At 41.2% G+C, this 22,418-nt stretch carries 23 protein-coding genes; 15 read left to right on the forward strand and 8 right to left on the reverse strand.

The features are described from left to right. Nucleotides 1-2 precede the first annotated feature (2 nt). From P9989_RS08435 to P9989_RS08450, 4 genes are all read right to left on the reverse strand, one after another. Nucleotides 3-1,235, reverse strand: coding sequence for a helix-turn-helix domain-containing protein (locus tag P9989_RS08435; RefSeq protein WP_283078328.1), 1,233 nt, complete (start codon nucleotides 1,233-1,235; stop codon nucleotides 3-5). A 147-nt stretch (nucleotides 1,236-1,382) separates the two neighbouring features. Continuing rightward, nucleotides 1,383-1,691 carry a glycosyltransferase gene (locus P9989_RS08440; protein ID WP_346274897.1) on the reverse strand — a complete coding sequence of 103 codons (309 nt, stop codon included), beginning with the start codon at nucleotides 1,689-1,691 and terminating at the stop codon, nucleotides 1,383-1,385. A gap of 277 nt (nucleotides 1,692-1,968) precedes the next feature. Beyond that, entirely contained in the window at nucleotides 1,969-2,295 is a 327-nt protein-coding gene (locus P9989_RS08445; protein WP_283078329.1) for an ArsR/SmtB family transcription factor, read from the reverse strand. Next, nucleotides 2,295-2,720, reverse strand: a complete 426-nt coding sequence (locus P9989_RS08450; RefSeq protein ID WP_283078330.1) for an SRPBCC family protein — start codon at nucleotides 2,718-2,720, stop codon at nucleotides 2,295-2,297. The genes P9989_RS08445 and P9989_RS08450 overlap by 1 nt, the downstream gene beginning before the upstream one ends. A 323-nt stretch (nucleotides 2,721-3,043) precedes the next feature. Here P9989_RS08450 and P9989_RS08455 point away from each other — a divergent pair, with 323 nt between their 5' ends. Continuing rightward, nucleotides 3,044-3,514 carry a GNAT family N-acetyltransferase gene (locus P9989_RS08455; RefSeq protein ID WP_283078331.1) on the forward strand — a complete coding sequence of 157 codons (471 nt, stop codon included), beginning with the start codon at nucleotides 3,044-3,046 and terminating at the stop codon, nucleotides 3,512-3,514. Nucleotides 3,515-3,630: 116 nt separating this feature from the next. Continuing rightward, nucleotides 3,631-4,740, forward strand: a complete 1,110-nt coding sequence (locus tag P9989_RS08460; protein ID WP_283078332.1) for an endonuclease — start codon at nucleotides 3,631-3,633, stop codon at nucleotides 4,738-4,740. A gap of 91 nt (nucleotides 4,741-4,831) precedes the next feature. On the opposite strand, the gene P9989_RS08465 is transcribed toward P9989_RS08460, so the two are convergent. Both P9989_RS08465 and P9989_RS08470 read right to left on the reverse strand, forming a co-directional pair. Further along, nucleotides 4,832-6,937: an SA1320 family protein gene (locus P9989_RS08465; RefSeq protein WP_283078333.1), complete on the reverse strand. Its 2,106-nt coding sequence runs from the start codon at nucleotides 6,935-6,937 to the stop codon at nucleotides 4,832-4,834. 11 nt (nucleotides 6,938-6,948) lie between these two features. Then, on the reverse strand, nucleotides 6,949-7,872 hold the full coding sequence (locus P9989_RS08470; RefSeq protein ID WP_283078334.1) for a DUF1672 family protein: 924 nt from the start codon (nucleotides 7,870-7,872) through the stop codon (nucleotides 6,949-6,951). 464 nt (nucleotides 7,873-8,336) lie between these two features. Here P9989_RS08470 and P9989_RS08475 point away from each other — a divergent pair, with 464 nt between their 5' ends. Beyond that, nucleotides 8,337-8,891 (forward strand): DUF488 domain-containing protein, encoded by a 555-nt coding sequence (locus tag P9989_RS08475; RefSeq protein WP_283078335.1) that lies wholly within the window; start codon nucleotides 8,337-8,339, stop codon nucleotides 8,889-8,891. Nucleotides 8,892-8,942: 51 nt separating this feature from the next. On the opposite strand, the gene P9989_RS08480 is transcribed toward P9989_RS08475, so the two are convergent. Next, on the reverse strand, nucleotides 8,943-9,557 hold the full coding sequence (locus P9989_RS08480) for a class D sortase (protein ID WP_283078336.1): 615 nt from the start codon (nucleotides 9,555-9,557) through the stop codon (nucleotides 8,943-8,945). Nucleotides 9,558-9,699: 142 nt separating this feature from the next. Next, nucleotides 9,700-10,326 carry an excalibur calcium-binding domain-containing protein gene (locus P9989_RS08485; RefSeq protein WP_283078337.1) on the reverse strand — a complete coding sequence of 209 codons (627 nt, stop codon included), beginning with the start codon at nucleotides 10,324-10,326 and terminating at the stop codon, nucleotides 9,700-9,702. A 520-nt stretch (nucleotides 10,327-10,846) separates the two neighbouring features. Here P9989_RS08485 and P9989_RS08490 point away from each other — a divergent pair. The 12 genes from P9989_RS08490 to P9989_RS08545 all read left to right on the forward strand — a co-directional run bounded on the left by P9989_RS08490 (nucleotide 10,847) and on the right by P9989_RS08545 (nucleotide 22,362). Continuing rightward, nucleotides 10,847-11,572: a GntR family transcriptional regulator gene (locus tag P9989_RS08490; RefSeq protein ID WP_283078338.1), complete on the forward strand. Its 726-nt coding sequence runs from the start codon at nucleotides 10,847-10,849 to the stop codon at nucleotides 11,570-11,572. A gap of 235 nt (nucleotides 11,573-11,807) precedes the next feature. Then, nucleotides 11,808-12,908: an amidohydrolase/deacetylase family metallohydrolase gene (locus tag P9989_RS08495; protein WP_283078339.1), complete on the forward strand. Its 1,101-nt coding sequence runs from the start codon at nucleotides 11,808-11,810 to the stop codon at nucleotides 12,906-12,908. Then, nucleotides 12,886-13,989: a DgaE family pyridoxal phosphate-dependent ammonia lyase gene (locus P9989_RS08500; protein ID WP_283078340.1), complete on the forward strand. Its 1,104-nt coding sequence runs from the start codon at nucleotides 12,886-12,888 to the stop codon at nucleotides 13,987-13,989. Before P9989_RS08495 ends, P9989_RS08500 begins: the two co-directional genes overlap by 23 nt. Nucleotide 13,990: 1 nt before the next feature. Further along, on the forward strand, nucleotides 13,991-14,746 hold the full coding sequence (gene dagF, locus P9989_RS08505) for a 2-dehydro-3-deoxy-phosphogluconate aldolase (RefSeq protein ID WP_283078341.1): 756 nt from the start codon (nucleotides 13,991-13,993) through the stop codon (nucleotides 14,744-14,746). Beyond that, nucleotides 14,739-15,755, forward strand: coding sequence for a sugar kinase (locus tag P9989_RS08510; RefSeq protein WP_283078868.1), 1,017 nt, complete (start codon nucleotides 14,739-14,741; stop codon nucleotides 15,753-15,755). The genes dagF and P9989_RS08510 overlap by 8 nt, the downstream gene beginning before the upstream one ends. A gap of 188 nt (nucleotides 15,756-15,943) precedes the next feature. After that, entirely contained in the window at nucleotides 15,944-17,269 is a 1,326-nt protein-coding gene (locus P9989_RS08515; RefSeq protein WP_283078342.1) for a GntP family permease, read from the forward strand. A 352-nt stretch (nucleotides 17,270-17,621) separates the two neighbouring features. After that, nucleotides 17,622-18,332 (forward strand): GntR family transcriptional regulator, encoded by a 711-nt coding sequence (locus tag P9989_RS08520; protein WP_283078343.1) that lies wholly within the window; start codon nucleotides 17,622-17,624, stop codon nucleotides 18,330-18,332. 172 nt (nucleotides 18,333-18,504) lie between these two features. After that, the gene (phnG, locus tag P9989_RS08525; RefSeq protein ID WP_283078344.1) at nucleotides 18,505-18,927 is read left to right on the forward strand and encodes a phosphonate C-P lyase system protein PhnG; all 423 of its coding nucleotides are present in this window, start codon (nucleotides 18,505-18,507) and stop codon (nucleotides 18,925-18,927) included. A 34-nt stretch (nucleotides 18,928-18,961) separates the two neighbouring features. Next, nucleotides 18,962-19,558 (forward strand): phosphonate C-P lyase system protein PhnH, encoded by a 597-nt coding sequence (phnH, locus tag P9989_RS08530; RefSeq protein WP_283078345.1) that lies wholly within the window; start codon nucleotides 18,962-18,964, stop codon nucleotides 19,556-19,558. After that, entirely contained in the window at nucleotides 19,559-20,674 is a 1,116-nt protein-coding gene (locus tag P9989_RS08535; protein ID WP_283078346.1) for a carbon-phosphorus lyase complex subunit PhnI, read from the forward strand. Then, nucleotides 20,664-21,530, forward strand: coding sequence for an alpha-D-ribose 1-methylphosphonate 5-phosphate C-P-lyase PhnJ (locus P9989_RS08540; RefSeq protein WP_283078347.1), 867 nt, complete (start codon nucleotides 20,664-20,666; stop codon nucleotides 21,528-21,530). Before P9989_RS08535 ends, P9989_RS08540 begins: the two co-directional genes overlap by 11 nt. After that, the gene (locus P9989_RS08545; RefSeq protein WP_283078348.1) at nucleotides 21,523-22,362 is read left to right on the forward strand and encodes an ATP-binding cassette domain-containing protein; all 840 of its coding nucleotides are present in this window, start codon (nucleotides 21,523-21,525) and stop codon (nucleotides 22,360-22,362) included. The genes P9989_RS08540 and P9989_RS08545 overlap by 8 nt, the downstream gene beginning before the upstream one ends. Nucleotides 22,363-22,418: the final 56 nt, after the last annotated feature.

The following is a 22,418-nucleotide window of genomic DNA, read 5'->3' on the forward strand; positions in this document are numbered from 1 at the left end:
GTTTAGTTTTGATAATTCATTACAGGCTTCGCAAGGTCAACGGCTTTTTTAAATTGTCCGATTTTAGAGTAATAGTTGAAGAGTTCTTTTGCGGAACGTTTGACTAAATACACATGGCCGGATAATTTAAAGAAAGGCAGGGCATGGTCATTTAAATACGTATAGTACTTTACGTGTTCTTTTTTTATTAAAAATGTTGTAAGAGTAAGGAGATAAACATACAGTGGTGCATTCATGTCTTCGGCAATACCAATTCCTTCATGGGCAAGGTCTAATAGTTCACTGAGAGATGAGCGTTTCTTTCGTAAGCAGCTTTGAATATAACCCTCTAAAGACAATAAATATTTACCGGACTTCTTGTCCTTCAAATCTATAGATTGCTTGTAAAGTTTCCCTGCTGTTTCATAATCCTTCATGATAAAGTATTCTAACGCTAAATTATGTAGAACGCATGCTTTCCTCGCAACAGTATGGCATAACTCGCAACTTTGGATTAAAGCTTCGTATTTTCTGCGCCTGTCCTTGAAATCGTGATGTTTATCCTGACTTTTCAAAATTAACAGAAGCATCTCTACGTCAATTATTCTTAAGAAGTTACTAGTTTCTTTAAAAAACTGAAGTGCCTCTTGGGCGCATGAGTAAGCCATATGTTTCGCGTCATTAGCATCATAGGCAATCGCCAAATGATAATAATATTCAGGGTTATTGTACATTTCGTTATCGATGGATTTCAAAATTTCGATCGCTTGCTGGTACTCCTGATTTTTCAAAAAAAGGATTCCCCGTACGTGCTTATACAGGCTGTTTTCATATGGAGGAAGACTTGTCTCGCAACCTTCAATGGTTCTTATAATATCGCATGCCTTTTTATTATTTTCATGTAAAAGATAGTATCTGGCCAAAAGCAATTGATAGTAAGAATGATACTCAGAAATTTCAATGACTTTACTGGTCTCAAATTTACTTTTGATTGCTTCGATTTCCTGTGTCCTTTCCATAATCATGGCGTAAAGCCATTGATCAAGCTCTTGCTTCACCGTTTCAAAAGTGTTGATTTCCTCCTTGATATTGATATTAAGCCGTTCGGCAACCAATGATATGATTTCTGCTGAGTAATGAGTTTGCCCGAGTTCAATCTTGCTGATATGGGTGGTCGAACAAATTCCTCTGCCAAGCTGCTCTTGGGTCATTCCCGACTGCTCACGATAATACTTTATGATTTTCCCTTCATTCATAATGAGATCCCCTTGTAAAATAATGAAGTTAGTAATGAGTCTTAATATCAATGTTCATAACAACTTAGAAGTGATTACTGCATCATGAGTGGGTGATGGGGGGGAGATAGTCCCGCAATTTTAGTTTTTCTCCATATACTAACAATTTTACATGAAGGTCTTCTGTTGTGCCACTGAAAAAAGGAAATTATTGGAGGGTTCGGTGCCGGTGGTGGTTAGTACCTTATGTATTTTTAAGAAATCGTTCAACCCATCAACAGTATGTGTATTTGGGGCATAAAATCGTAACCAATTAGTATGAAGGTGGACGGTGGCGTCTAACCCTTCCAATCGTTCTTTAAATTGTTCAGTTGTAATATAATGGACGTCGTCTCCACGATCTGTAAATCCTTTGACCATTCCCAGCGTCGGATTAACATGCCCTTCGGCCGGAAAGTTTACCATTAAGATCTTCATAAGAATCCCTCCTTGTTGTCTAGGATATCATTTGAATAGAAAATTTCCTTGAGTAAAAAGAAAGGGGGAATGAAGATAGCATTATTATTTTATGCAATTGAATAGGGGGCTTATCTGGATGATCTCTTTTTATGATATAAAGTAAAGTTGTACTAGAGCGGCAATGTTGAACTTCATTTAAAGAGCTGGCTTCCATATATCACGGGGTTTTCACTAATGGAAAAATAGTATTAATCTAACAAAATGGCTGCCCCTTTAGGCAGCCACTTTATTATGTCTATTCTTCCTCATCATCTTCAACCATATGCTTCAGTATAGAAAGCTTATTATCCCAGAACTTTTCAAAGTAGGAGACCCATTCTTTGACTTCCATTAATTGTGCAGGCTGAAGAGAGTAAATTTTCTTACGGCCTGATTTACGATCAGTTACCAGGTTCGCATCTGATAAAACATTTAGATGCTTTACAATCGCCGTACGACTGATTGAAAAATGGCCACTAATCTCTTTTATGGAATAGTCATGTTCAGCAAGCAGCCTCAGCATTTCTCTTCTGGAGGAATCAGCAATTGCCTGAAATACATCATGCTTAGGCACTGCAGTCATTAGCCCTCGACAACCTTTCGCAATCTTTCATTTACTATACTGTCCCAGCCATTGTTCATCGTATGACGTGTTTCCAGGTGAGTTTTATTTGTTGGATGCATCTTCTCATCTGGATGTCCCCAGCCTGCGTGAATCAGCGTAAATTCAGTTTTCCCTTCAACCTCTTTTAACAAAAAGTGTACGATCCAGCCTTGGTTACCCCAGGAGAAAGAAAGTTCTTTTGGCGGGTTTACCGTTAAGACTTTACATGAGGATGTTTCAAAAGGTGTTTCCAGATAAAATTCATGTCCTTCAACTGGTTTAAAGTTATTTGGCATAAACCATTCAGCAATTCCTTCTGAAGAAGACACGGCTTGCCATACTTTTTCGACGGCTGCATTAAATGTAACTTGCTTTTTAATCTCTGGTACTGTTTGATTCTGCATAGGTAGCCTCCTAAATATAACACCATTTGGTTTCAAATAAACTATAACACTATAAGGTTATATATTCAACTTAAAATCTTTTTACTAAAGAATTTTTTCTATAATAGCTCTTCGGTTCTTTACGTAAGTTCCAAAGATTCGTTTTGATAAATAAAAGATTGAGTTTATCTAAATATTTTGAAATAATTGGCATTAATGGATGGCAATGACGCCGTAAATAGCTTTTTTGATATTACGATATAAATAGAAGAAATTACAAGTTCTTTTTTAAAGATAATTGCAATACGAAATACTGCACAAATTAAGGAAACAGAGGTGGTTTCATGAATTTAACCATTAGAAATATGGACGAAAATACAGCTAGGGAGATACTGAGTTGGAGATATGAAAAACCCTATGACTTCTATAATAATCAAGAAAATGAAGAAGAAATAAAAGAACGACTAAATGGTTCCTATCGTGCTGTCATTGACAATAATGGTGATGTGTTTGGCTTTTTATGTACAGGTGAAACAGCTCAAATACCAGTGGGTCACCACTATGGTGTGTATCATGAACATTTGATAGATATTGGCTTAGGTATGGACCCTGATTATGTAGGAAAAGGCTACGGGTATGGTTTTTGTACATTTATACTGAATTACATAAGAGAAAATCATACGGGAACTCCTATTAGATTATCTGTTGCAACGTTTAACGGAAGGGCCATTCATTTATATGAAAAACTAGGCTTTGTACAAAAAGACAAGTTTACAACTGATTTTGCAGAGTTCATCACGATGATTAAAGATTAATTAAGCCATTGTTATAGTTATGAAAATTTCCTCATTTTTTGAAGGGATCGTCGAAGGTTTATCGAACCTATTCAAGGTATGTAAATGCCTTAGTAGAAAAAGGAGTGCTTCAAAAAATGAGAAAAATGGTTTTGTTGATGGTTAGTTTCATGTTCATGGTCTCAACTCCTGTCCAGGGGGCCGGCGTTCTATCTGTTCAGGAAGCGATGAATCAGCCGAACGGTGCAGATGTATCAGTGGAGGGTTATATTGTCGGTGTACCCACAGCGATTGATTATGTGCAGCAAAGTAATTTCACGAGTAACTATGCACTTGCTCTGGCTGATGACCCAAATGAAACCCAAGTGAATGATATGATTTTTGTGAAGCTTGATGCTGAGTATAGAAGTGAGTATGGACTTGCGAACAATCCAGGAAACATGGGGAAGTTCATTCAAGTTGATGGAACGAGGGATCCTTATTTCAGTCATCAAGGAGTCGAGGATGTCAGCTCGATCACAACTGTATCAGACGACAGCAATGATGGTGGGGATGGCGGGACAGACCCGGCCGGCTATTATGAGAATGCTTCCGGACTTTCTGGTTCCGCGTTAAAACAGGCACTCCATAACATTATCGATGACCATACCGAATTATCCTATAGTGAAGTGTGGAGAGCATTACGACATACAGATGAGGATCCAAACAACTCGAACCATGTTATTCTTCTATATTCTGGAGACTCTCTCTCTAAATATGATAATGGCGGGAATGTAGATGAATGGAATCGTGAGCATGTATGGGCGAAATCCCATGGAGATTTCGGGACTTCAATGGGCCCGGGGACAGATATTCATCATCTTCGTCCAACCGATGTGACGGTCAACTCTGCACGCGGTAACCTTGATTTTGATAACGGTGGGTCAGCATTTTCCGAAGCCCCAGATACGTACCATGATTCTGATTCTTGGGAACCTCGTGACGAAGTGAAAGGGGACGTGGCACGAATGATTTTTTACATGGCTGTTCGCTATGAAGGCGACTCTGGAGAGCTGGACTTAGAAGTGGCTGATTATGTGGGGACAAGTGGGCCGAGCATCGGGAAGCTGACGACCTTAAAACAGTGGCATGAGAGTGATCCTGTTAGTGTATTTGAACAACATCGTAACGACATTATTTTTAGCGACTATCAAGGCAATCGTAACCCATTTATAGATCATCCAGAATATGTTGAACGGATTTGGTAAACAGGTTCTCATAAATAATGGGGGAGTGGAGAAAATCAAAACCAAAGCAGAATGTCTGCTTTGGTTTTGATTTTTTTATGAAGGTTATACATTAGCTCATCGTTCCACGGTTGACCTGCTGATTTAGTAGATTCATATTGCCGAGCGCACTCTCAGATACTTTCCTTAGGGCCACAATCGAATCCGCTTTGTGATCAGATAATTGATAGACAATGTCTTGAAAAAGCATTTTCATTTCGTTGATGATGGACATGGCTGCGACATTATAAAGATGGACGTTTTGATAGCCGGAGTCATGAAACAAGGCTGTATCGATGTAAGGTTTTAAATTCGTCAATAAAACGGGATAATTCACTATGAGATTGTCAACGCCTCTTCGAATTCCCTCAATATTGGCAGCGACTTCATCGAGTGGCTGCAATGTGTTTGCGACGCTGCTTTTTACTTTTTCATCGAAGTCAGTAAAAATACTTATCAAAGCTCCCGGCACACTTCCGTGAAGGATCAGGTTGGTCGCTCCTTTAACAGCACCGGATAAGATTTCCAATGTGCTTTCAATCGTAGTGAGAAACCATTTTAAACCATTGAGTATTGGAAATAATAGACCATAGGTGGAACTAGTAAAAGCTCCAAATGCCGTATCTAGATGGATATCTTTCAAAAGCATTTTCTCTAGCATGTATGGAGATTCCTCGATGGTGTAGATATTCGTTGGCTGGACCTTGACTTTTCCTTCAACCCCACCTGTGTTTCCATTAATAGCTGCCCCTAAACCTTGCTCCTGACTTTCAAAGGCGTTGGCAACTTCCTGAACCTGTTTTTGGTATTCCTTTAATTGCTGCAGAACCTTATCTTTGTTTCCGTCAATGATATGATAATGAGCCTGTAATTCGTCAACAACTGCATCAACGAACAACTCTTTTCCACCTTCAAACAATTCGGGGATTTTATCGTAGATGATATGGCCGGCAGCACCCGTCAGTTCACTGACTTTGTCTTTTAGGCTGTACAAATAACTTCTGGCTTCGCCAAACATACTCTCAACGCTGATATTTGTTGAGGTGATATGCTCAAGCAGTTCGGCCGGGGGGGAGTTCAGAATGCTATTTAGAAATCTGCACTGATCCTCAGCAATATGCAGTAGATCTATAAGACCATCAATGTGGGCCTGGAGGATGTATCCTGACGTCGCTATGCCTTTAAATAACGGGTTGCTGATTGTTGCTTCAAAAGCCTCTTCAAATATTTCCTGAAGTTTGGTGACACGAATATTAAATTGATGACCTTCATGCTCTACAATATCAGTCGAGTTATCTAAGTAGTCTTGAACGAAACTTACTTTATGGATTACACGGTCTTCTAAGGCGGTGGCCAGCAAATTTAGATTCTCAGGATTGATATCAATTCGTTCGCTTTGTCCTCCACCATAAAGAGGCAACCCCGACCAAATACTTGTCACGATGTGTTCGTCCGCAGCCATATAAATTTTCCCGAACCCTGGCTGGCCCTTAATCCCAATTGTGTAAAACTGCCCTTCAGCTCCGCTGCTGATTCCGTTGCCTTTTTTATAGCCGGTATGGTTCGTTGCGAGGTGGGAAAGCTCGGGAACGCCGTTATTAATTTCATACTGATGACCGGGAATGCGATGTCCCAAATCCAGCGAAACTTCCGTCTTGGTTAGAATGTCGTATTTACTAAAATAGTTGGTAATGTTGTCGTATGTCTTATTGGGGTCAACCATCCCGGCGGGTAAAAGAGCCGGGTTAAGGTTAACGGCTTTAACATCTGGGTTTTTGATGGCTACGGCATTTGTGTAAGCTCCTGCTAAGGAGTTTCCGCAAATTGAAGATACCCCGAACTTTTTATCCATTTCGTTATAATAATCCACGGCGTGCTCAAGTTGAGCAGGAGGTACATCACCGAGCAGTTTGGCGTCGGTGATCATATCTTGTTTGTCTCCTGTTCCTGTGTAGACGATGGTAAAATCTTTTGTTTCTATGTTTTGAACGGTTATAGCGTCCATGCCTGTTGGGTTATCATAATTAGTATCTACTACAGCAAAATCTTTCCCATTAACTTTAAGAATACTATGACTGTCATGCTCTAAATATGCGCTGTATCCAGATAACTCCACCAAATCTTTGTCGCTTGTAACAGGTTTTTTTATGTTTTCTGGTACAGAGCTTGATCCACCCATTTGATCCACCTCTAATCCTTAATTATTTGGTTGGGTATTCCTCTTTCTAATGAATTATCTTTAATTCCTTTACCTGATGTTTTAGTTATACTGTTGTCATTTAGAAAAACAGCATAGGCCCCTTTTGGAATATTTGTTGCTTTTTCTAAATAAGTACATATTTCCTCAAATATTTTTTCGTCTGGTTGAGCTTGTTTTTCTTCCATGAATAATTGTATGGTAATAAATATCTTTTCTGCCTCTACGATATCCGGCTGATAAACACTTTGAAGCTCTTCTTTTGTTATTTGAGGATTACCCATATAAGCTGTATATAAATGCTTCAATGAGTCGCCGGCAATGTCTGCATAGTAATAAGGAGTCATAAGACCGACAGCCCCGGTGTTTTCAATTGCTTCCTCGGTTTTCCCGACAACTTGTTGATTTTGCACTAAGTCTTCAAGGTATTTGTCTAACTGGTTAAACGCTTTTTCATTAACCATTCGATAAAGGCCTGTTTGGATCGCTTGTTCCACTTGGCCTTCCTGGGACCATACACCCTCTAATACAGGTTTCTCATCCTCTATAGGAACAATGGCATAGGTGTGGAAATGGGGCTCGCCTTTAGATTCCACAAATACAGTGGCTCCGCCTTGCGCACCTACTACGTTATGAACCGTTACATCGGTTTTATATTCCTCCATAAAAAACGTCTTAACGGCTTTATCAATTTCTTCACGATGCGCTTCCGCAATTTTGTCCGTTTGCTCACCACCATTAAGATCATATCCTTGCCCTGTGTAGTTCTGGACGCTTACGTACCTATTCTCTTCCTGTTTTCCCTCCGCTGAGTTGCTGTCGCCATTTTGGTTATTACCTGATTCGCTCACACCACAACCTCCGATCAATAACGATATTCCGATAGTTAATGCCATTACTTTTTTCTTGTGTTTCATTCAGATAAGCCTCCCTGAGTATGTAGGTAGCTACAGAGTTATTATGTAAAACATTCTAGTTGATTCTCAACATAACATGGAAAAATTCCATGAATATCCACTTCATTATAATAAAATGAGGAGTCCTTGTGAACATGAGATGGGAATTTAGTAATAACTAACCCCCTTCAAATACCTGTTACAGGACTTTTCACCTCTGTTTGGGTAGTTTTTCGCACTAACCTAATATGAAAGTGAGAACTAGTAATTCATTAATGAGGGGTATTTGAGAATCTTGGCTGTTATTTAAGAATCTTTTTGAAACCACCCTAAAGTTTCAGCTTCTTCAACTAACTAAAATTATAGTGGTGAAGTCTAATTGATGAAGGGACTTTTGTGAGGGTAAATAGATAGATGAGAGGGTATAGTCTTCTTACGGTTCATTTTTTATATTATTTTGGTTACCGAGAAAGAGGGGCATTCTTTTGAAAATATATACGATTGGGCATTCGGACTATTCGCAGGAACATTTTCTGGAGATGCTGAAAAAAGCTGATATTGACTTTGTAGCGGACATTCGAGCTTTTCCTGCAAGCCGCAAGTACCCTCAGTACAAGAAGGAAAACATGGAGCAGTGGCTTCGGGAAACGGGAATCGAATACCGTCATTTTCCATTGCTCGGCGGCAGGCGGAGCCAATCGAGCCAGACTGGAGAGGGGCTCAATGACGGGTGGAACAATCGCTCGTTTCACAATTATGCGGATTATACGCTGACTGAAGAGTTCAAGAGTGGTCTGAAGAAACTTAAGGCACAGGCAAAAGATAGCAATCTGGTCTACATGTGTTCGGAACATCATCCAGCAAGATGCCACCGCTTGCTTGTCAGTAACTGGCTGCAGGCGAATGGTTGGGAGGTTTCCCACATTATTGATGGGTCAAAGAGGGGCCCTGAGCTCGTCAGTCATGAACTGGGCAAATGGGGGGCCATGCCGATTATCGAAGAGGACGGTACGGTGGTGTATCCGGAACTGGAGGAGTAGCGGTCATTAGTGGAGATTAATCCTATTATTTATGGAACGAAAAAACACCTCTCAGTTTACGAGGTGTCCTTGAATGATATATCGGTCTGGTGCGTTACCAATGAAATCAAAAGGGTAGCATGTCGTTAGCGTTAAAGTCGGTTGATCTTTTTTAACGATTACGGTTCGGTCGTTTGCATCGGTAATCCAAATCTGGTCCACTTTATAATTGTATTCGTTACCGTCATAAACTACTGTCAACAAATCGCCTTTTTCAACACGGCCTAACTCAGTAAATACGGTATCCCGATGTCCACTTAATACAGTATGACCCTTTTTACGATTTGGAACAGTAGTCCATTTGCTGACATACATGCCAACCCCTTTATTCAGTGTATCCTCGCCTGTTCCCCAAAAGACTTCAAACTGTTGGCTTATCGAAGGTATTTTTAATTGGGCTATATTTTCACCTTTGTCATGGTTGTATGAGAGAGTTTGAATAGGGGTGTCTAATGGTTGTTCAGTCTCTTTGGCCGCCTCAGTTTCCGCCGCTTGAACCGATTCAGGCGACTTATCAGACTCAGGATCGATCTTGGACACTGATTGTGTGCCTTGCCACCACTGAAAACCACTCCACCCAGCAAGAGCAAGACCTATGACAACAAATGCGGCTGCTATATACTTCATGGGTTCACCAACTTTTTGTTTAAGTTAATCAAGTTAAGGATTATTTTAACATAAATTCAATGATGTCAATGTAAAACTTGAGGGGTTATGAGAATAAAAGGGCAGGCATCGGCCCGCCCAATAAGGGATGATTATGTATAGATTATTGGATTCTCTTACGGAATGCGAACAGTCCTCCACCTAAAACAATAAGAGCTAGACCAAACAATGTATATCCAGCGTATGATGTAGAAGTGTTTGGAAGTTCTCCGCCCTGTACTTCTTCTGAATCATTTCCTGCAGTTGCAGTGTCGTCTTGTTCAGTTGAGGTACCTTGCTCATCTGATGAACTAGCAGCACCCTCGTCATCTTCACATGGAATAGCATCGCCATCTCTGTCTAAACGCTGTGGGTCATTTCCCTTGGTGAAACCATTCTCGTCCCAATAGGCTTGAGCTTCTTCTTGGGAGGCGAAATGTTTACAATCTTTGTCAACAGTTGAAGATGTCTCTTCTGAAGCTGGCTCCTCGGTATTGCTTTCCTCGTTGGATTGGTTATCTGAATCACCTGAAGGAAGGCTTTCACATGGAACTCCATTATTGTTATTTCCATCTAACCCATGTGGGTCATTATTTACGCCGTAACCATTCTCATTCCAAAATTGCTGTACTTCTTCCTTTGTTTCGAAGTCACTACAGTTTTTAGTATCAGCGGCACTAGCCACATTTACCCCAGAAAAACCACCAAGTGTCAAAAATAAAGCAAAAAGACCTGCTAATAATTTTTTCATCCTTAATAATTACCCCTTTCCAGATAAATCATCCCTATAGAAGAATATATTTCCTCCTACCGATAAGGGTAAAAGAGATTCCTATATTTGTAAAGGTGAAAAATGGTTTTTTAGTACTACATTTAAATAGAAAAATAGTTTCCTATAAAGTTAAATTAACTATTTTCCTGTTAAATATGGGGTTTGAAGGGTTATTTTCAGCTCATGACTTAAGGCGTTACATGAGTTAAATTTTATATGGTAAGAATATTTTCCCTGTCCTCTATCATCTGAAAAACTTATGGCTGCAGATATAATTAATGATTGGAAATAAAATAGGTTAACTGTATGGCTTTAGAACTAATGCTTTCTATTAATCAATTTCAATAGTTATAGTTATGAAAGAGATATAAGATTTTACGAGGTAAAAAAGTGTAAACCTTTAATGTTCAAGGGTCCTCTCGTAAAAGATTCCTTGTTTTTTTGTATGGTGATTGATATCTTTTAACAATAATGAACGGGCAGTTATTATGGAAGGGAGATGTTCTCTATTTCAGCAGATAAAGTAGCTATCATTATTGATGATATGATGCAACAAATCATGAAGAAGTCATTTGAACCCGGAACGAAACTTCCTTCTGAAAATGCGCTTGCGGAAAGGTATCGGGTCCCTAGAGTCACAGTGAGGAATGCGCTAGCAAAGTTAGAAGAACGCGGTTATATTTATTCGAAGCAGGGCAAGGGCCGCTATTTAAAAGATACATCGATTCAGATTGAATTGCATTTGACGGGTAAAACCAGTTTTACGGATAAGATGAAGCGGTTGGGATATGATTTGACCACACATAATATCGGCTGCGAAAAAATTAGTTATGACGCTAAAATCTATCAACTATTACATGTAAATGAAGGCGAGGATGTCTATAAAATTGGCAGGATACGCTATATTCAGAATGAACCGATCGCTCTTCATCATTCCTTTGTCAGTGCAGCAAGATTTCCAACTATAGCGGAAGACGGTCCGCATATTGAATCCATGTTTGCTTACTATCGATTGCACGGTTATCAAGAGTTTGATAGTCATAAGACGCTGCTTAGTACCACCTTTCCGACACTCTATGAACAGGAATTCCTTTCCTGCAACAGTATGGTGCCGCTTATTATAGTGGAAAGTGGCTGTATCGATTTGAACTCAAAGAAGGTATTGGAACATACGAAAATTTTATATCGAAGTGATCGGTTTAAATATGATATTACCAATATTTAAAAACAGGCTTAGAGCTTTTACTAGTTCTTAGCCTGTTTTTTGCTTTTTTTAATGGAATCATTACGGAGGTAGTTCTTTTAAGGTTCAATAAAAGTGGTTATAGAAATCAGCCAGTACCAATTTCCATATTTAAACATTATAACGTTATGTTTACTTTTGAAATATTCCATGCTATGATGCCTGTATGAAAAATGAAAGCGCATTTAAATAGAGCTTAAGAAAAGGTGAAGTAAAAATGGAAGACCATTTCGTATTGCGAAATCTAAAACTTGTGAACGAAGAAGAAATCGATATTGTAGTTGAAAACGGCCAAATCGCCGGATTAACGAAGGCTGGGTGTGGGAGTGGTCATCAAACATTCGACTGCTCAGGTGTGTATGTATCAAGTGGCTGGATTGACTTACATGTTCATGCCTTTCCTGAGTTTGATCCTTATGGTGATGAGATCGATGAAATTGGAGTAAAACAAGGGGTAACGACGATTGTGGATGCAGGGAGCTGCGGTGCTGATCGAATAGAAGACTTAGTTGCAAGTCGAGATCAAAATAGAACCAACCTGTTTGCCTTTCTGAACATTTCCCGAATTGGTATGAAAAGGGTAGATGAATTATCAAACTTAGAATGGATAGATAGAGAAAAGGTCATAGAAGCAGTAAAAAAATATAAAGATGTCATTGTTGGATTAAAGGCTAGGATGAGTAAAAGTGTTGTCCATGATAGTGGACTTGAACCTTTACGAATGGCTAGAGAATTTTCTAGTGTAACGTCCTTGCCATTAATGGTCCACATCGGTTCTGGTCCCCCTAGTATTGAGGAGGTTGTGCCGCTCCTAGAGAGAAAGGATGTTATCACGCATTATCTTAATGGAAAATCAAATAACCTTTTCAATACAGATGGAGAACCTCTTGAAGTGTTGAAAGATGCAATCAACCGCGGGATCCATTTAGATGTTGGGCATGGGACATCAAGTTTTTCATTTAAGTTTGCGGAGGCAGCCAAACGACATGGAATCGGTTTGGACACAATCAGTACAGATATTTATCGAGGCAACCGTTTAAACGGTCCGGTCTATAGCATGGCAAATGTCCTATCCAAGTTTCTCTACTTAGGGTATTCGCTTGAAGAGGTTATCCAGGCGGTCACAACCCATGCAGCCAATTGGCTCAACAAACCTGAACTTGGACGTATAAAAGTCGGCGAAGCTGCAAACCTAACATTATTTTCAATTGAAAACGATCCGATCACACTGACTGATTCTGAAGGGGAGCAGCGTGTATCGAATAGAAGAATAGAAACAAAAGGAGTGGTTTTGAATGGCGAATTCATTGAGTGCTAAGTATGGTCTTAAGCGGGTCGTGAATGCAAGTGGCCGTATGAGCATCCTTGGGGTATCCTCCCCGACAGATACAGTGATGGATGCGATGAGGCACGGCGGGCAAAATTATGTTGAAATTGCGGATTTAGTAGATAAAGCAGGGGATTATGTTGCAGGTATCCTTGGCTCAGAATCAGCTGTGGTTGTGAACTCTGCGTCAAGTGGTATTGCGCTATCAGTCGCTGCGCTCATCACTAAAGGGCACCGCCGCACAAGTGAGCGGCTTCATCAAGAGGACATTCCTAATAATGAAGTCGTAATGCTCAAAGGTCATAACGTACAATACGGTGCTCCTGTTGAAACCATGATCTATTTAGGCGGAGGTAAACTCGTTGAAGCGGGCTATGCTAATGAGGGAAAAGCAGAACATATGGAAGAGGCTATTTCTGAGAACACAGCAGCCATCCTCTATGTCAAGTCACATCACGCCGTTCAAAAAAATATGATTTCTGTCGACGAAGCTTGGGAGGTTGCCCAAAGGAATGGTGTTCCCCTTATTGTAGATGCAGCCGCAGAAGAAGATATCCAAAAGTATGTAAACCATTCTGATCTCGCCATTTACAGTGGTTCAAAGGCCATTGAAGGACCCACTTCAGGGATCGTTGGCGGGAAGCGAAAGTATATTGAATGGATAAAGGTTCAACTGCATTGCATTGGCCGGAGCATGAAAGTCGGTAAAGAGACCACTTTTGGGTTACTTCAAGCCTTAGAAGAATACGGTCATAAAGAGGATAAAAGTGAACAAGAAAAAGAAACCTTACAAGTTTTGATGTCATTAAATGAGCTTGAGGGTGTCCAAGTATCCATTGTACAGGACGAAGCAGGCCGAGCCATCTACCGGGCCCGCATTCAGATTGATCCTCAGCAAACAAATACATCTGCGAGGGAAGTCTCGGAAAAACTGCGTGAAGGGGACATCGCCATTTACACTCGTGATTATGGGGTAAGACAAGGGTATTTCGACATCGATCCACGTCCGCTTCAAGGCGATGATATTCATGTGATTCAATCTAAACTACAAGAAATTTTGGGTGGGAAATAATATGTCAAACATAACGAAACGTTTTTATAAAGACCGTGTTGCCTTAAATGTTTTAGCTAATAGTGTAGAAAATGCTAAAGAGGTGTTTAGCGCCGCAGAGGGACACGTTTTGATCGGCGTTTTATCTAAAGACTACTCCACGGTTGGGGATGCTGTGGCAGCCATGAAGACCTATGGACAGGAAATTGATGAAGCTGTATCGATTGGATTAGGTGCCGGGGATAACCGCCAAGCCGCGGTTGTAGCTAATATCGCTAAACACTATCCAGGCAGTCATATCAATCAAGTATTCCCAGCAGTTGGGGCAACAAGAGCGAACCTTGGGGAAAAAGACAGCTGGATCAACGCATTAGTCTCTCCGACAGGACGCGTTGGCTATGTAAATATCTCAACGGGGCTTATTAGTGCAGTGCAAGAAGAACAAGCGGTTGTACCCGTCAAGACCGCCATCGCTCTTGTTCGTGATATGGGCGGAAATGCACTGAAATATTTTCCGATGAAAGGATTAAGCCGTGAAGATGAGTTTCGGGCAGTGGCTCAAGCATGCGGGGACGAAGGATTTGCATTAGAGCCAACAGGTGGAATTGATAAGGAAAACTTCGAGGCCATTTTAAGGATAGCTCTAGAGGCTGGTGTACCAAAGATCATCCCTCACGTCTATTCTTCCATAATTGACAAGGAGACAGGAAAAACACGCGTTGAGGATGTAAAAGAATTACTTGAAGTCACAAAGAAATTGGTTGATCACTATGGTTAAGCGGATCGCAGCTTTTGGAGAGGTTATGATGCGGCTGCAGGTGCCGGGCTATGAGTCCTTAGCGCAAGGAAGAACATTAAACTATTCGTTCTCTGGGACGGGAGTTAATGTTACGTCAGCATTGACACGTCTAGGACATGCAGGGTACATCGTGTCCACCTTGCCAACAAACCCGGTCGGTGATGCAGCTCTTTCCTACATTCAAAAACTAGGGATTACACCCTCATTCATTACGCGAGGCGGGGACAATCTGGGGATGTATTTTCTGGAAAATGGGTTTGGGGCACGTCCTAGCCGGGTGACGTATTGCAATCGACAAGAAAGCAGCTTCAATACAGCCCCTAAAGAAACGTATAACTTCGAAACCATTTCAGAGAAGATCGATATCGCCCATTTTTGTGGGATTACCCTAGCGATGAATGATCAAGTTCGGCAGCACATGAAGTCTTTTGCCAAAGCTGTAAAGGAAAGTGACGGTACGGTAATTTTTGATTGCAATTACCGGCCATCACTTTGGGGTCAAGATGGGTATGAAAAAGCGAAACCACATTATGAGGACATGTTACATCTGGCCGATATCGTGATGATGAATGAACAAGACGCTAGATTTGTCCTCGGAATGGGAACGGAAAAACAGGAACGCAAAGATCAACTCATGGATTTAATTCCAGCTGTTGCAGAAACATACAGCATCCCTGTCATAGCAGGGACTCATCGATCCATCAATGAGGACAATACTCACTCTCTATGTGGCTATATATATAAGGATCGCTCTTTTACTTTTTCAAAAAGCATGACCTTTTCGGTGCTTGATCGAATTGGTGCAGGGGATGCCTATACTAGTGGTATTTTACATGGCGAAATAGAAGGATATTCATCGGAAAAAACAGTTGCTTTTGCGGCTGCAGCAGGAATGCTTGCCCATACCGTTGTAGGGGATACCCCCACGGCAACGGAGAGCGATGTTTTCCGCGCCATGACGGAATCAACGGGCGATCTAGACAGGTAATAAAGTATCCAATTAAACAAGGAACATAAATAGCAGAGAAAAGAGATTTCAAAAAGGGCGGTAGACGTGGCAGTTCAAATAAACTTACGATTCGTATCTGCTAGATTCTTCGCCTGCCTGATCCTTTTTGAATAAAAGGTTTATAAAATTTGGAAGCGTTTACTGAATGGAGAAGGGGGAAGTGGACTATGGAGGTTTATCTATTACTAATCACATTGCTCTCAATTGTAATCGTTATTTTGGGAGTCTCGTGGTGGAATTGGCACGCATTCATTAGTTTAACTGTAGCAAGTATGTTTTTAGCGGTGATGTCTGGTTTATCGTTGGACAGCATTGTACACGCTTATGAAACAGGAGTTGGAAGCGTTTTAGGCCACTTAGTTGGCATTCTAGCGTTAGGCTCAATTTTAGGGAAAATGATGTCAGATTCAGGCGCAGGCGTTCAGGTTGCTGATTTCTTTGTTCGGCTTTTTGGGGAGAAAAAGCTGCCATGGGCGATGTTATTCTCAGGCTTTATTATCGGTATTCCCGTATTCTTTGAAGTCGGGATCGTCATTCTATTACCGTTAGTGATTGCCATTCGTAAAAAGACGAAACAAAACATTCTATTAATTGGTTTACCCGTGATTGCAGGGTTGTCGATTGTACATGGAATTGTCCCGCCGCACCCAGGGGCGATGACCGCCATAAGCATATATGGTGCTGATTTAGGGGAAGTTCTTCTCTATTCTCTGATCATTGCGCTGCCGCCAGCCATCATAGCAGGACCGTTGTTTGCCAAGTGGGTGCATAAGCGCGTAGTGCCAGTTGGAGAACCTAAGGTAGTTCGGCCTGATACCCCATCACAAACAGTACCAAGCGTAGGTGTCTCATTTTTTGTTATCCTATTACCAATTCTATTAATCTTGTTATCTGTTTTTGCACCGTATCTGCCACTTCCTAGTGTGTTAGCTGATTCGCTTATATTCATAGGCAGTCCTCTAATCGCCCTTTTAATTTCTTGCTTCGCTGCTTACTACTTCCTTGGGTTTCGCCAAGGTATGGATAAGAAGCTCATTAAGAAGTTAACGGACGAATGTATTCTTCCCCTAGGTTCCATTATTTTAATCATTGGTGCCGGCGGCGGGTTTAAACAAATACTCATCGAAAGTGGTGTAGGGGATGCGATTGCTCAGATGGCCGAGAACTTTTCTTTATCTCCCCTTGTGTTAGCTTTCGTGGTAGCTGGGTTAATTCGGGTTGCTACAGGTTCAGCAACTGTTGCCCTGACAACTGCTGCGGGCATTGTCTCGCCAGTCATCGCCAATATGTCTGGTGTGAACTTAGAATTACTCGTAATTGCTACGGGAGCAGGATCACTCATGCTGTCACACGTGAATGATGCTGGTTTCTGGTTAGTGAAGGAATACCTTGGACTAACCGTTAAAGAGACATTTAAAACCTGGACAGTATTGGAAACCTTGCTCTCCTTCATTGCTTTTGGACTGGTTTTAGTGGTCGATATGTTTATTTAAAAAGACAAGCTATTCTAAGAAGAATTACGTAGTTAAGGTGGTTTCGCTGACGGCGGGATCACCTTATATTTTTTTGAAAAAATCTGACTGAGTCAGCTGTGATTAAGGATGATACATCGGTGCCGGCACTTGGGATATAACAAGTCCTTGTATATAACAACCTTAAGAATGTATGACCGCTTTGTCTAAGGAAGTATGTATAGTAGAATGGAAAATAGTTGGAGACAGAATTAGAATCTTTAAGGCCCGTGCTTAAAGAATATTATAGCTGAACATTATTTGTCAGCAGAGATACTACCTCCATTAAAGAGATGCAGTTGTTGTATATTGACGTCAGAAAAGGATGGTTTTCATGAAAATTACATCTAAAAAAGGTCCTTTATATTTTCAAGTAAAAGACATTTTAAAAGAACGGATTATCAGTGGTTTTTATCCTAAAAACAGTTTAATTCCATCTGAACCAGCTTTAGAAAAGGAATTTTCTGTGAGTAAAATCACGATAAGAAAAGCAGTAGAGCAGCTAGCGATAGAGGGATATGTAGAAAAACGGAGCGGAGTAGGTACAAAAGTTCTCGATAACAAAGTCACACCCAAGATTTCCAGAGGACAAAACTTCTCTGACCAATTGGTAAAGGAAGGGTTTGATTTAAAAAAGGATAACATAAGTATTTCTGTCGTCAGTACAGAGGGACATCGTATATTACAGGCAAATATGGGGAGTGAATGTTATTGTCTTGAAAGGTTGTATTTACTGGACAATGAGCCTTACATCTACTTCAAGCACTATATTCCTCTTGAGGCGCTTCTCCCACTGAAGCCGGAGTTATTTAAAGGATCACTATATGAATTGCTGTTTCAAAAAGGAATGGCGATGAACCATTTCAAGGATGAGTTTGATGTAGAAATACCCGAGGGGAAAATCGCTTTGACCTTAAATACTGGGCAAAAACCGCTTTTAAAAAGAATCAGATCCTCTTTTGATATTGATGAAAAACTTGTTGAATATTCCATTGCTTTTTATCATACGGACATGCATAAGTATGTTGTTCAGTATAATGTATGAAGAAAAGGATATTACAAAAGATTAAAACAGGCAGGGAGCTTTTTATAGTTCCCTGCCTGTTTTTTAATTTTTTATAAATGGTTAACAAACTTTACAAAGCTTAACGGTATCTTAAAACACAGCAACTTGGCGCCAAGTTACGATGGTTTTGTAAAGGAGGATGGATCTCACAATGAAACGACGAAGAAGAACGGAAATTCTTATCCAGGAAAAGTCCTGTTTGGCTCAAAACTTTGCAGAAGCTATTATTCAGAGCTATCCATGCCAGGAAGTGGTCGCCCCGCAATATGGGTTGACGATGATTAAAATGCGGGAATCCGCGAAGAATTCATTATTTTATTTGGGGGAAGTCCTTGTAACGGAAGCTAAAGTGGAGATTAACCAATGTATTGGTATTGGGGCAGTAGCAGGTATGAAAGACGAATTGGCGAAATATCTAGCCATCATTGATGCAGCTTATAAGGCTCAGCTTCCCGAAACCAAAGAATGGCATCAAGAGTTAGTGAACGCAGAGCAGCGCATCCTGCAAGAAAAAGCACAAGTACAAGCGGAGTTATTTGAAACGAAGGTTGATTTCGAAACGATGGATGTATAGGGGTAGACAAATTTACTAATTCAGGAGAGATCGTATGGCAATAGATCAAGTGCATGATTTACAGAAGGTCTACAGAAAGTTACTAGATAGTATGTCAAGACCAGGAAAGGTTTGTTCGCTTCAAGAGGCTTTAGTAGATGTTGACTCCAAACTTTCTTGTTATGAGGCGACTTTACTTAGTCTCATGACGCTCTTGGATGGAGAGGTCACCTTTCATATTCTTTCAGAGAACCACCAAGATTTATCTACAAAAATTTCAGAATATACACTGGCTAAATGCGCTCCGGTCGATGAGGCTGATTATATCATTGCGTTACGTGACAGTTCGGAAGCATCCATAATAAGTGCCGTCAAACAATGTAAAAATGGTGACTTAATAGATCCTCAAGCTTCGGCTACTTGGATCATAGAGGGTGAACCTTTATCCAATCATGGTGAACTTACCTTGACGGGCCCTGGGATTAAGGATTCAGCACAGCTTGATGTCGGCTTTAGTCCATCGTTTTGGCAAGCCAGACAAGAACGTACAAAGGAATATCCGCTAGGGATTGATTTGATACTTACAGATGAACATTTTCAAATCGTCTGTGTGCCTAGAACAACTTCTGTAGCGAATGCGGAGGTGGAGTAGATGGGGTATGTGGCAGTAAAAGGCGGTACGGCAGCCATAGAGGCTTCGATTAAGCGATTGAAGTACGAGCGTTTGAAGGGTGAGGAGATCATTGAGGTCAATACGATTCTGTCCACGATGAGAACGATGGTCGATCAGGTGATGTCTGAGAGCAGCTTGTACTCCCCGTTCTTGGCAGCTCTTGCTATTAAGCAAGCGGAAGGAAGTATGGAAGAAGCAGTGTTCTTAATGCGTGCCCATCGTTCAACTCTACCTCGGCTCTATTATAGTCAGACCGTCGAATCTGAATCGATGCTGGTTGAACGACGAATTTCGGCGAGTTTTAAAGATATTCCAGGAGGACAATTACTTGGTGCTACATATGACTACACACATAGATTACTAGATTTTCATCTAACAGAGGAAAATGCAGAGAAGAACGAACAGTGGTTACAGGATTATAAAAATGAATTACGAACCATTGAGACACCTGATGATGTGCAGTACTTTCCTAAGGTGGTTGATTACCTGCGTGAAGAGGGTCTGTTTGAAACCTACGAACCAGATAACACCCTTCCCAAGGATATTACGAAGGAAAGTATTCAGTTCCCCGCCTCTCGAAGTGAACGGTTGCAAGTGTTAACGCGCGGTCAGACAGGTGCTGTGACCTCGTTAGGCTATGCTTCCCTGAGAGGATATGGCCAGGTTCACCCAACAGTCGGTGAAGTGCGGGTAGGTGCTTTACCGATTTACGTAGAACACCCCAATGAATTAGAAACAGATGAGGAAGACCAGTTTTACATTGGAGACGTCAAAGCGACCGAGGTTGAATCATTTGTTCCTGTATCGGTGAAAAACGACAAAAATGAAGAGGAACTGGAGTTTGAAATCGGTTATGGGATTTGTTACGGGCAGAACGAAACGAAGGCGATTGCGATGAGCATCTTAGACCAATGTCTGGAACACCCGGAATCGGATTTCCCCACCCATGATGAAGAATTTGTTTTGTTACACATTGATTCTGTTGAATCGACAGGCTTTATTTCACATTTGAAATTGCCTCATTATGTGACGTTTCAATCGAAGCTCGATAGTATCCGTCAAGTCAAGAAAGGGGTGCAGAAGAATGAAAATTAACACACACTTTGCTTTTTTGGACGAAGGATCTAAAAAGGAAATTCGCCGCGCGATGTTAAAGGCTGTCGCAATTCCAGGCTACCAAGTCCCTTTTGCTTCGAGAGAAATGCCGATTGCCCGAGGCTGGGGAACTGGCGGCTTGCAGATTACCTTGTCGGTCATTGGAACAGAGGATGTGCTGAAGGTCATCGACCAGGGAGCGGATGAGTCGGTGAATGCGGTCAGTATTAAGAAATTAGTCCATGAAACGACGGGTGTTGAAGTAGCGGAGCGAACTCAGGAGGCCTCTCTGATTCAGTCACGTCACCGGATTCCTGAAGTCCCGTTGACGGATGAGCAAATTCTTGTTTTACAAGTACCAACACCGGAACCGCTTCGCGATGTAGAAGCGAGTGAGTATATTACGAAGCGTCTTCACTCGGAGGATGAGTACAGTGGTGCGTGGCTCATGTTGTTCGAACAAATTATGAAATACGGAAAAACAACGACAAATGCAGATCATCCGGTCTATGTGAATGGCCGTTATGTGATGGCACCGAGCCCGATTCCACGATTTGATAATCCGAAGATGCATCAATCGGAAGCCTTAATTCTTCTCGGAGCAGGGCGGGAGAAAAAAATCTATGCGGTTCCCCCATATACGGACGTCGAGTCGCTTGCCTTTGAAGATTATCCCTTTACGGTGGAATCTTTTGACGGACAGCATTGCCACCTGTGTGGCGCGAAGGATGTGTTTATGGATGAATTAATCGATCCAGCTACAGGAGAAGCCACCTATCAATGCAATGATATAAGTTTTTGTGTGGATCGTCTAAACGACAAGGAAAATGTGGAGGTGGAAACGAGCTATGCATGAGGAACCGCTCTTACAAGTGCAGCATTTAAACAAACAATTCGGTCCCGGTTGTTCCCATTGTCATCAAATAGAATCAAGAAATTTAAAGAAAAATTACTGTCCACATTGCGGCACTGTCTATGCCTGTCAGAATGTATCATTTGATTTATTTTCCGGGGAAATTCTCGGGATTGTCGGAGAAAGCGGCAGCGGGAAATCGACGATGATGCAATGCTTGTATTTTGATGCCGATGTGACTTCAGGAGCGGCTTATATCAACGATCCTGAGCATAAGGGGGAGAACGTTTTTAACTTATCTTCCCAGAAAAAACGGTACATTCGCAATCATAAATATGGCATGGTCTACCAAAATCCTGTACACGGCTTGAAAATGAATTTCTCATCCGTTGGTAATATCGCAGAAAAATTGATTGCCGCCGGAAATCGCAATGTAACGGACATGGAGACAACAAGCAAAACCTTACTGGAAGGGGTACACATCCCTGTTTTTCGAATGAAACAAGAACCTCGGAATTTTTCCGGTGGGATGCAGCAGCGGGTTCAAATTGCCAAGGCCTTATCCAATAATCCACCGATTCTGTTTCTTGATGAAGTCACAACAGGGCTTGATTTATCGGTCCAAGCCAATGTACTTGACCTAATTAAAAACATTCAAAGAGAGTTAGGCATTAGTATGATCGTCGTCTCTCATGATCTTGCTGTCATCCGAATGCTTGCCGATCGGACGGTTGTGATGCTGAATGGTTCGGTGATTGAGGAAGGATTGACGGATCAAATACTTGAAGATCCGCAGCATGCCTATACACAGGAATTAGTTTATTCACTATTATAGAGAAGTTCAAAAAGGTATTCGTCAACTTTTTGAACACACACTTATAGGGGGAACGT

It is taken from the genome of Halobacillus naozhouensis (assembly GCF_029714185.1).
In the GTDB taxonomy this organism is placed as follows: Bacteria; Bacillota; Bacilli; order Bacillales; family Halobacillaceae; genus Halobacillus_A; species Halobacillus_A naozhouensis.

Excerpts from the sequence above, each read along its gene's own strand:
- P9989_RS08435 (WP_283078328.1), bottom strand. The coding sequence starts at position 1,235 with ATGAATGAAGGGAAAATCATAAAGTATTATCGTGAGCAGTCGGGAATG.
- P9989_RS08440 (WP_346274897.1), bottom strand. The coding sequence starts at position 1,691 with ATGAAGATCTTAATGGTAAACTTTCCGGCCGAAGGGCATGTTAATCCG.
- P9989_RS08445 (WP_283078329.1), bottom strand. The coding sequence starts at position 2,295 with ATGACTGCAGTGCCTAAGCATGATGTATTTCAGGCAATTGCTGATTCC.
- P9989_RS08450 (WP_283078330.1), bottom strand. The coding sequence starts at position 2,720 with ATGCAGAATCAAACAGTACCAGAGATTAAAAAGCAAGTTACATTTAAT.
- P9989_RS08455 (WP_283078331.1), top strand. The coding sequence starts at position 3,044 with ATGAATTTAACCATTAGAAATATGGACGAAAATACAGCTAGGGAGATA.
- P9989_RS08460 (WP_283078332.1), top strand. The coding sequence starts at position 3,631 with ATGAGAAAAATGGTTTTGTTGATGGTTAGTTTCATGTTCATGGTCTCA.
- P9989_RS08465 (WP_283078333.1), bottom strand. The coding sequence starts at position 6,937 with ATGGGTGGATCAAGCTCTGTACCAGAAAACATAAAAAAACCTGTTACA.
- P9989_RS08470 (WP_283078334.1), bottom strand. The coding sequence starts at position 7,872 with ATGAAACACAAGAAAAAAGTAATGGCATTAACTATCGGAATATCGTTA.
- P9989_RS08480 (WP_283078336.1), bottom strand. The coding sequence starts at position 9,557 with ATGAAGTATATAGCAGCCGCATTTGTTGTCATAGGTCTTGCTCTTGCT.
- P9989_RS08485 (WP_283078337.1), bottom strand. The coding sequence starts at position 10,326 with ATGAAAAAATTATTAGCAGGTCTTTTTGCTTTATTTTTGACACTTGGT.
- P9989_RS08490 (WP_283078338.1), top strand. The coding sequence starts at position 10,847 with ATGTTCTCTATTTCAGCAGATAAAGTAGCTATCATTATTGATGATATG.
- P9989_RS08495 (WP_283078339.1), top strand. The coding sequence starts at position 11,808 with ATGGAAGACCATTTCGTATTGCGAAATCTAAAACTTGTGAACGAAGAA.
- P9989_RS08500 (WP_283078340.1), top strand. The coding sequence starts at position 12,886 with ATGGCGAATTCATTGAGTGCTAAGTATGGTCTTAAGCGGGTCGTGAAT.
- dagF (WP_283078341.1), top strand. The coding sequence starts at position 13,991 with ATGTCAAACATAACGAAACGTTTTTATAAAGACCGTGTTGCCTTAAAT.
- P9989_RS08510 (WP_283078868.1), top strand. The coding sequence starts at position 14,739 with ATGGTTAAGCGGATCGCAGCTTTTGGAGAGGTTATGATGCGGCTGCAG.
- P9989_RS08515 (WP_283078342.1), top strand. The coding sequence starts at position 15,944 with ATGGAGGTTTATCTATTACTAATCACATTGCTCTCAATTGTAATCGTT.
- P9989_RS08520 (WP_283078343.1), top strand. The coding sequence starts at position 17,622 with ATGAAAATTACATCTAAAAAAGGTCCTTTATATTTTCAAGTAAAAGAC.
- phnG (WP_283078344.1), top strand. The coding sequence starts at position 18,505 with ATGAAACGACGAAGAAGAACGGAAATTCTTATCCAGGAAAAGTCCTGT.
- phnH (WP_283078345.1), top strand. The coding sequence starts at position 18,962 with ATGGCAATAGATCAAGTGCATGATTTACAGAAGGTCTACAGAAAGTTA.
- P9989_RS08535 (WP_283078346.1), top strand. The coding sequence starts at position 19,559 with ATGGGGTATGTGGCAGTAAAAGGCGGTACGGCAGCCATAGAGGCTTCG.
- P9989_RS08540 (WP_283078347.1), top strand. The coding sequence starts at position 20,664 with ATGAAAATTAACACACACTTTGCTTTTTTGGACGAAGGATCTAAAAAG.
- P9989_RS08545 (WP_283078348.1), top strand. The coding sequence starts at position 21,523 with ATGCATGAGGAACCGCTCTTACAAGTGCAGCATTTAAACAAACAATTC.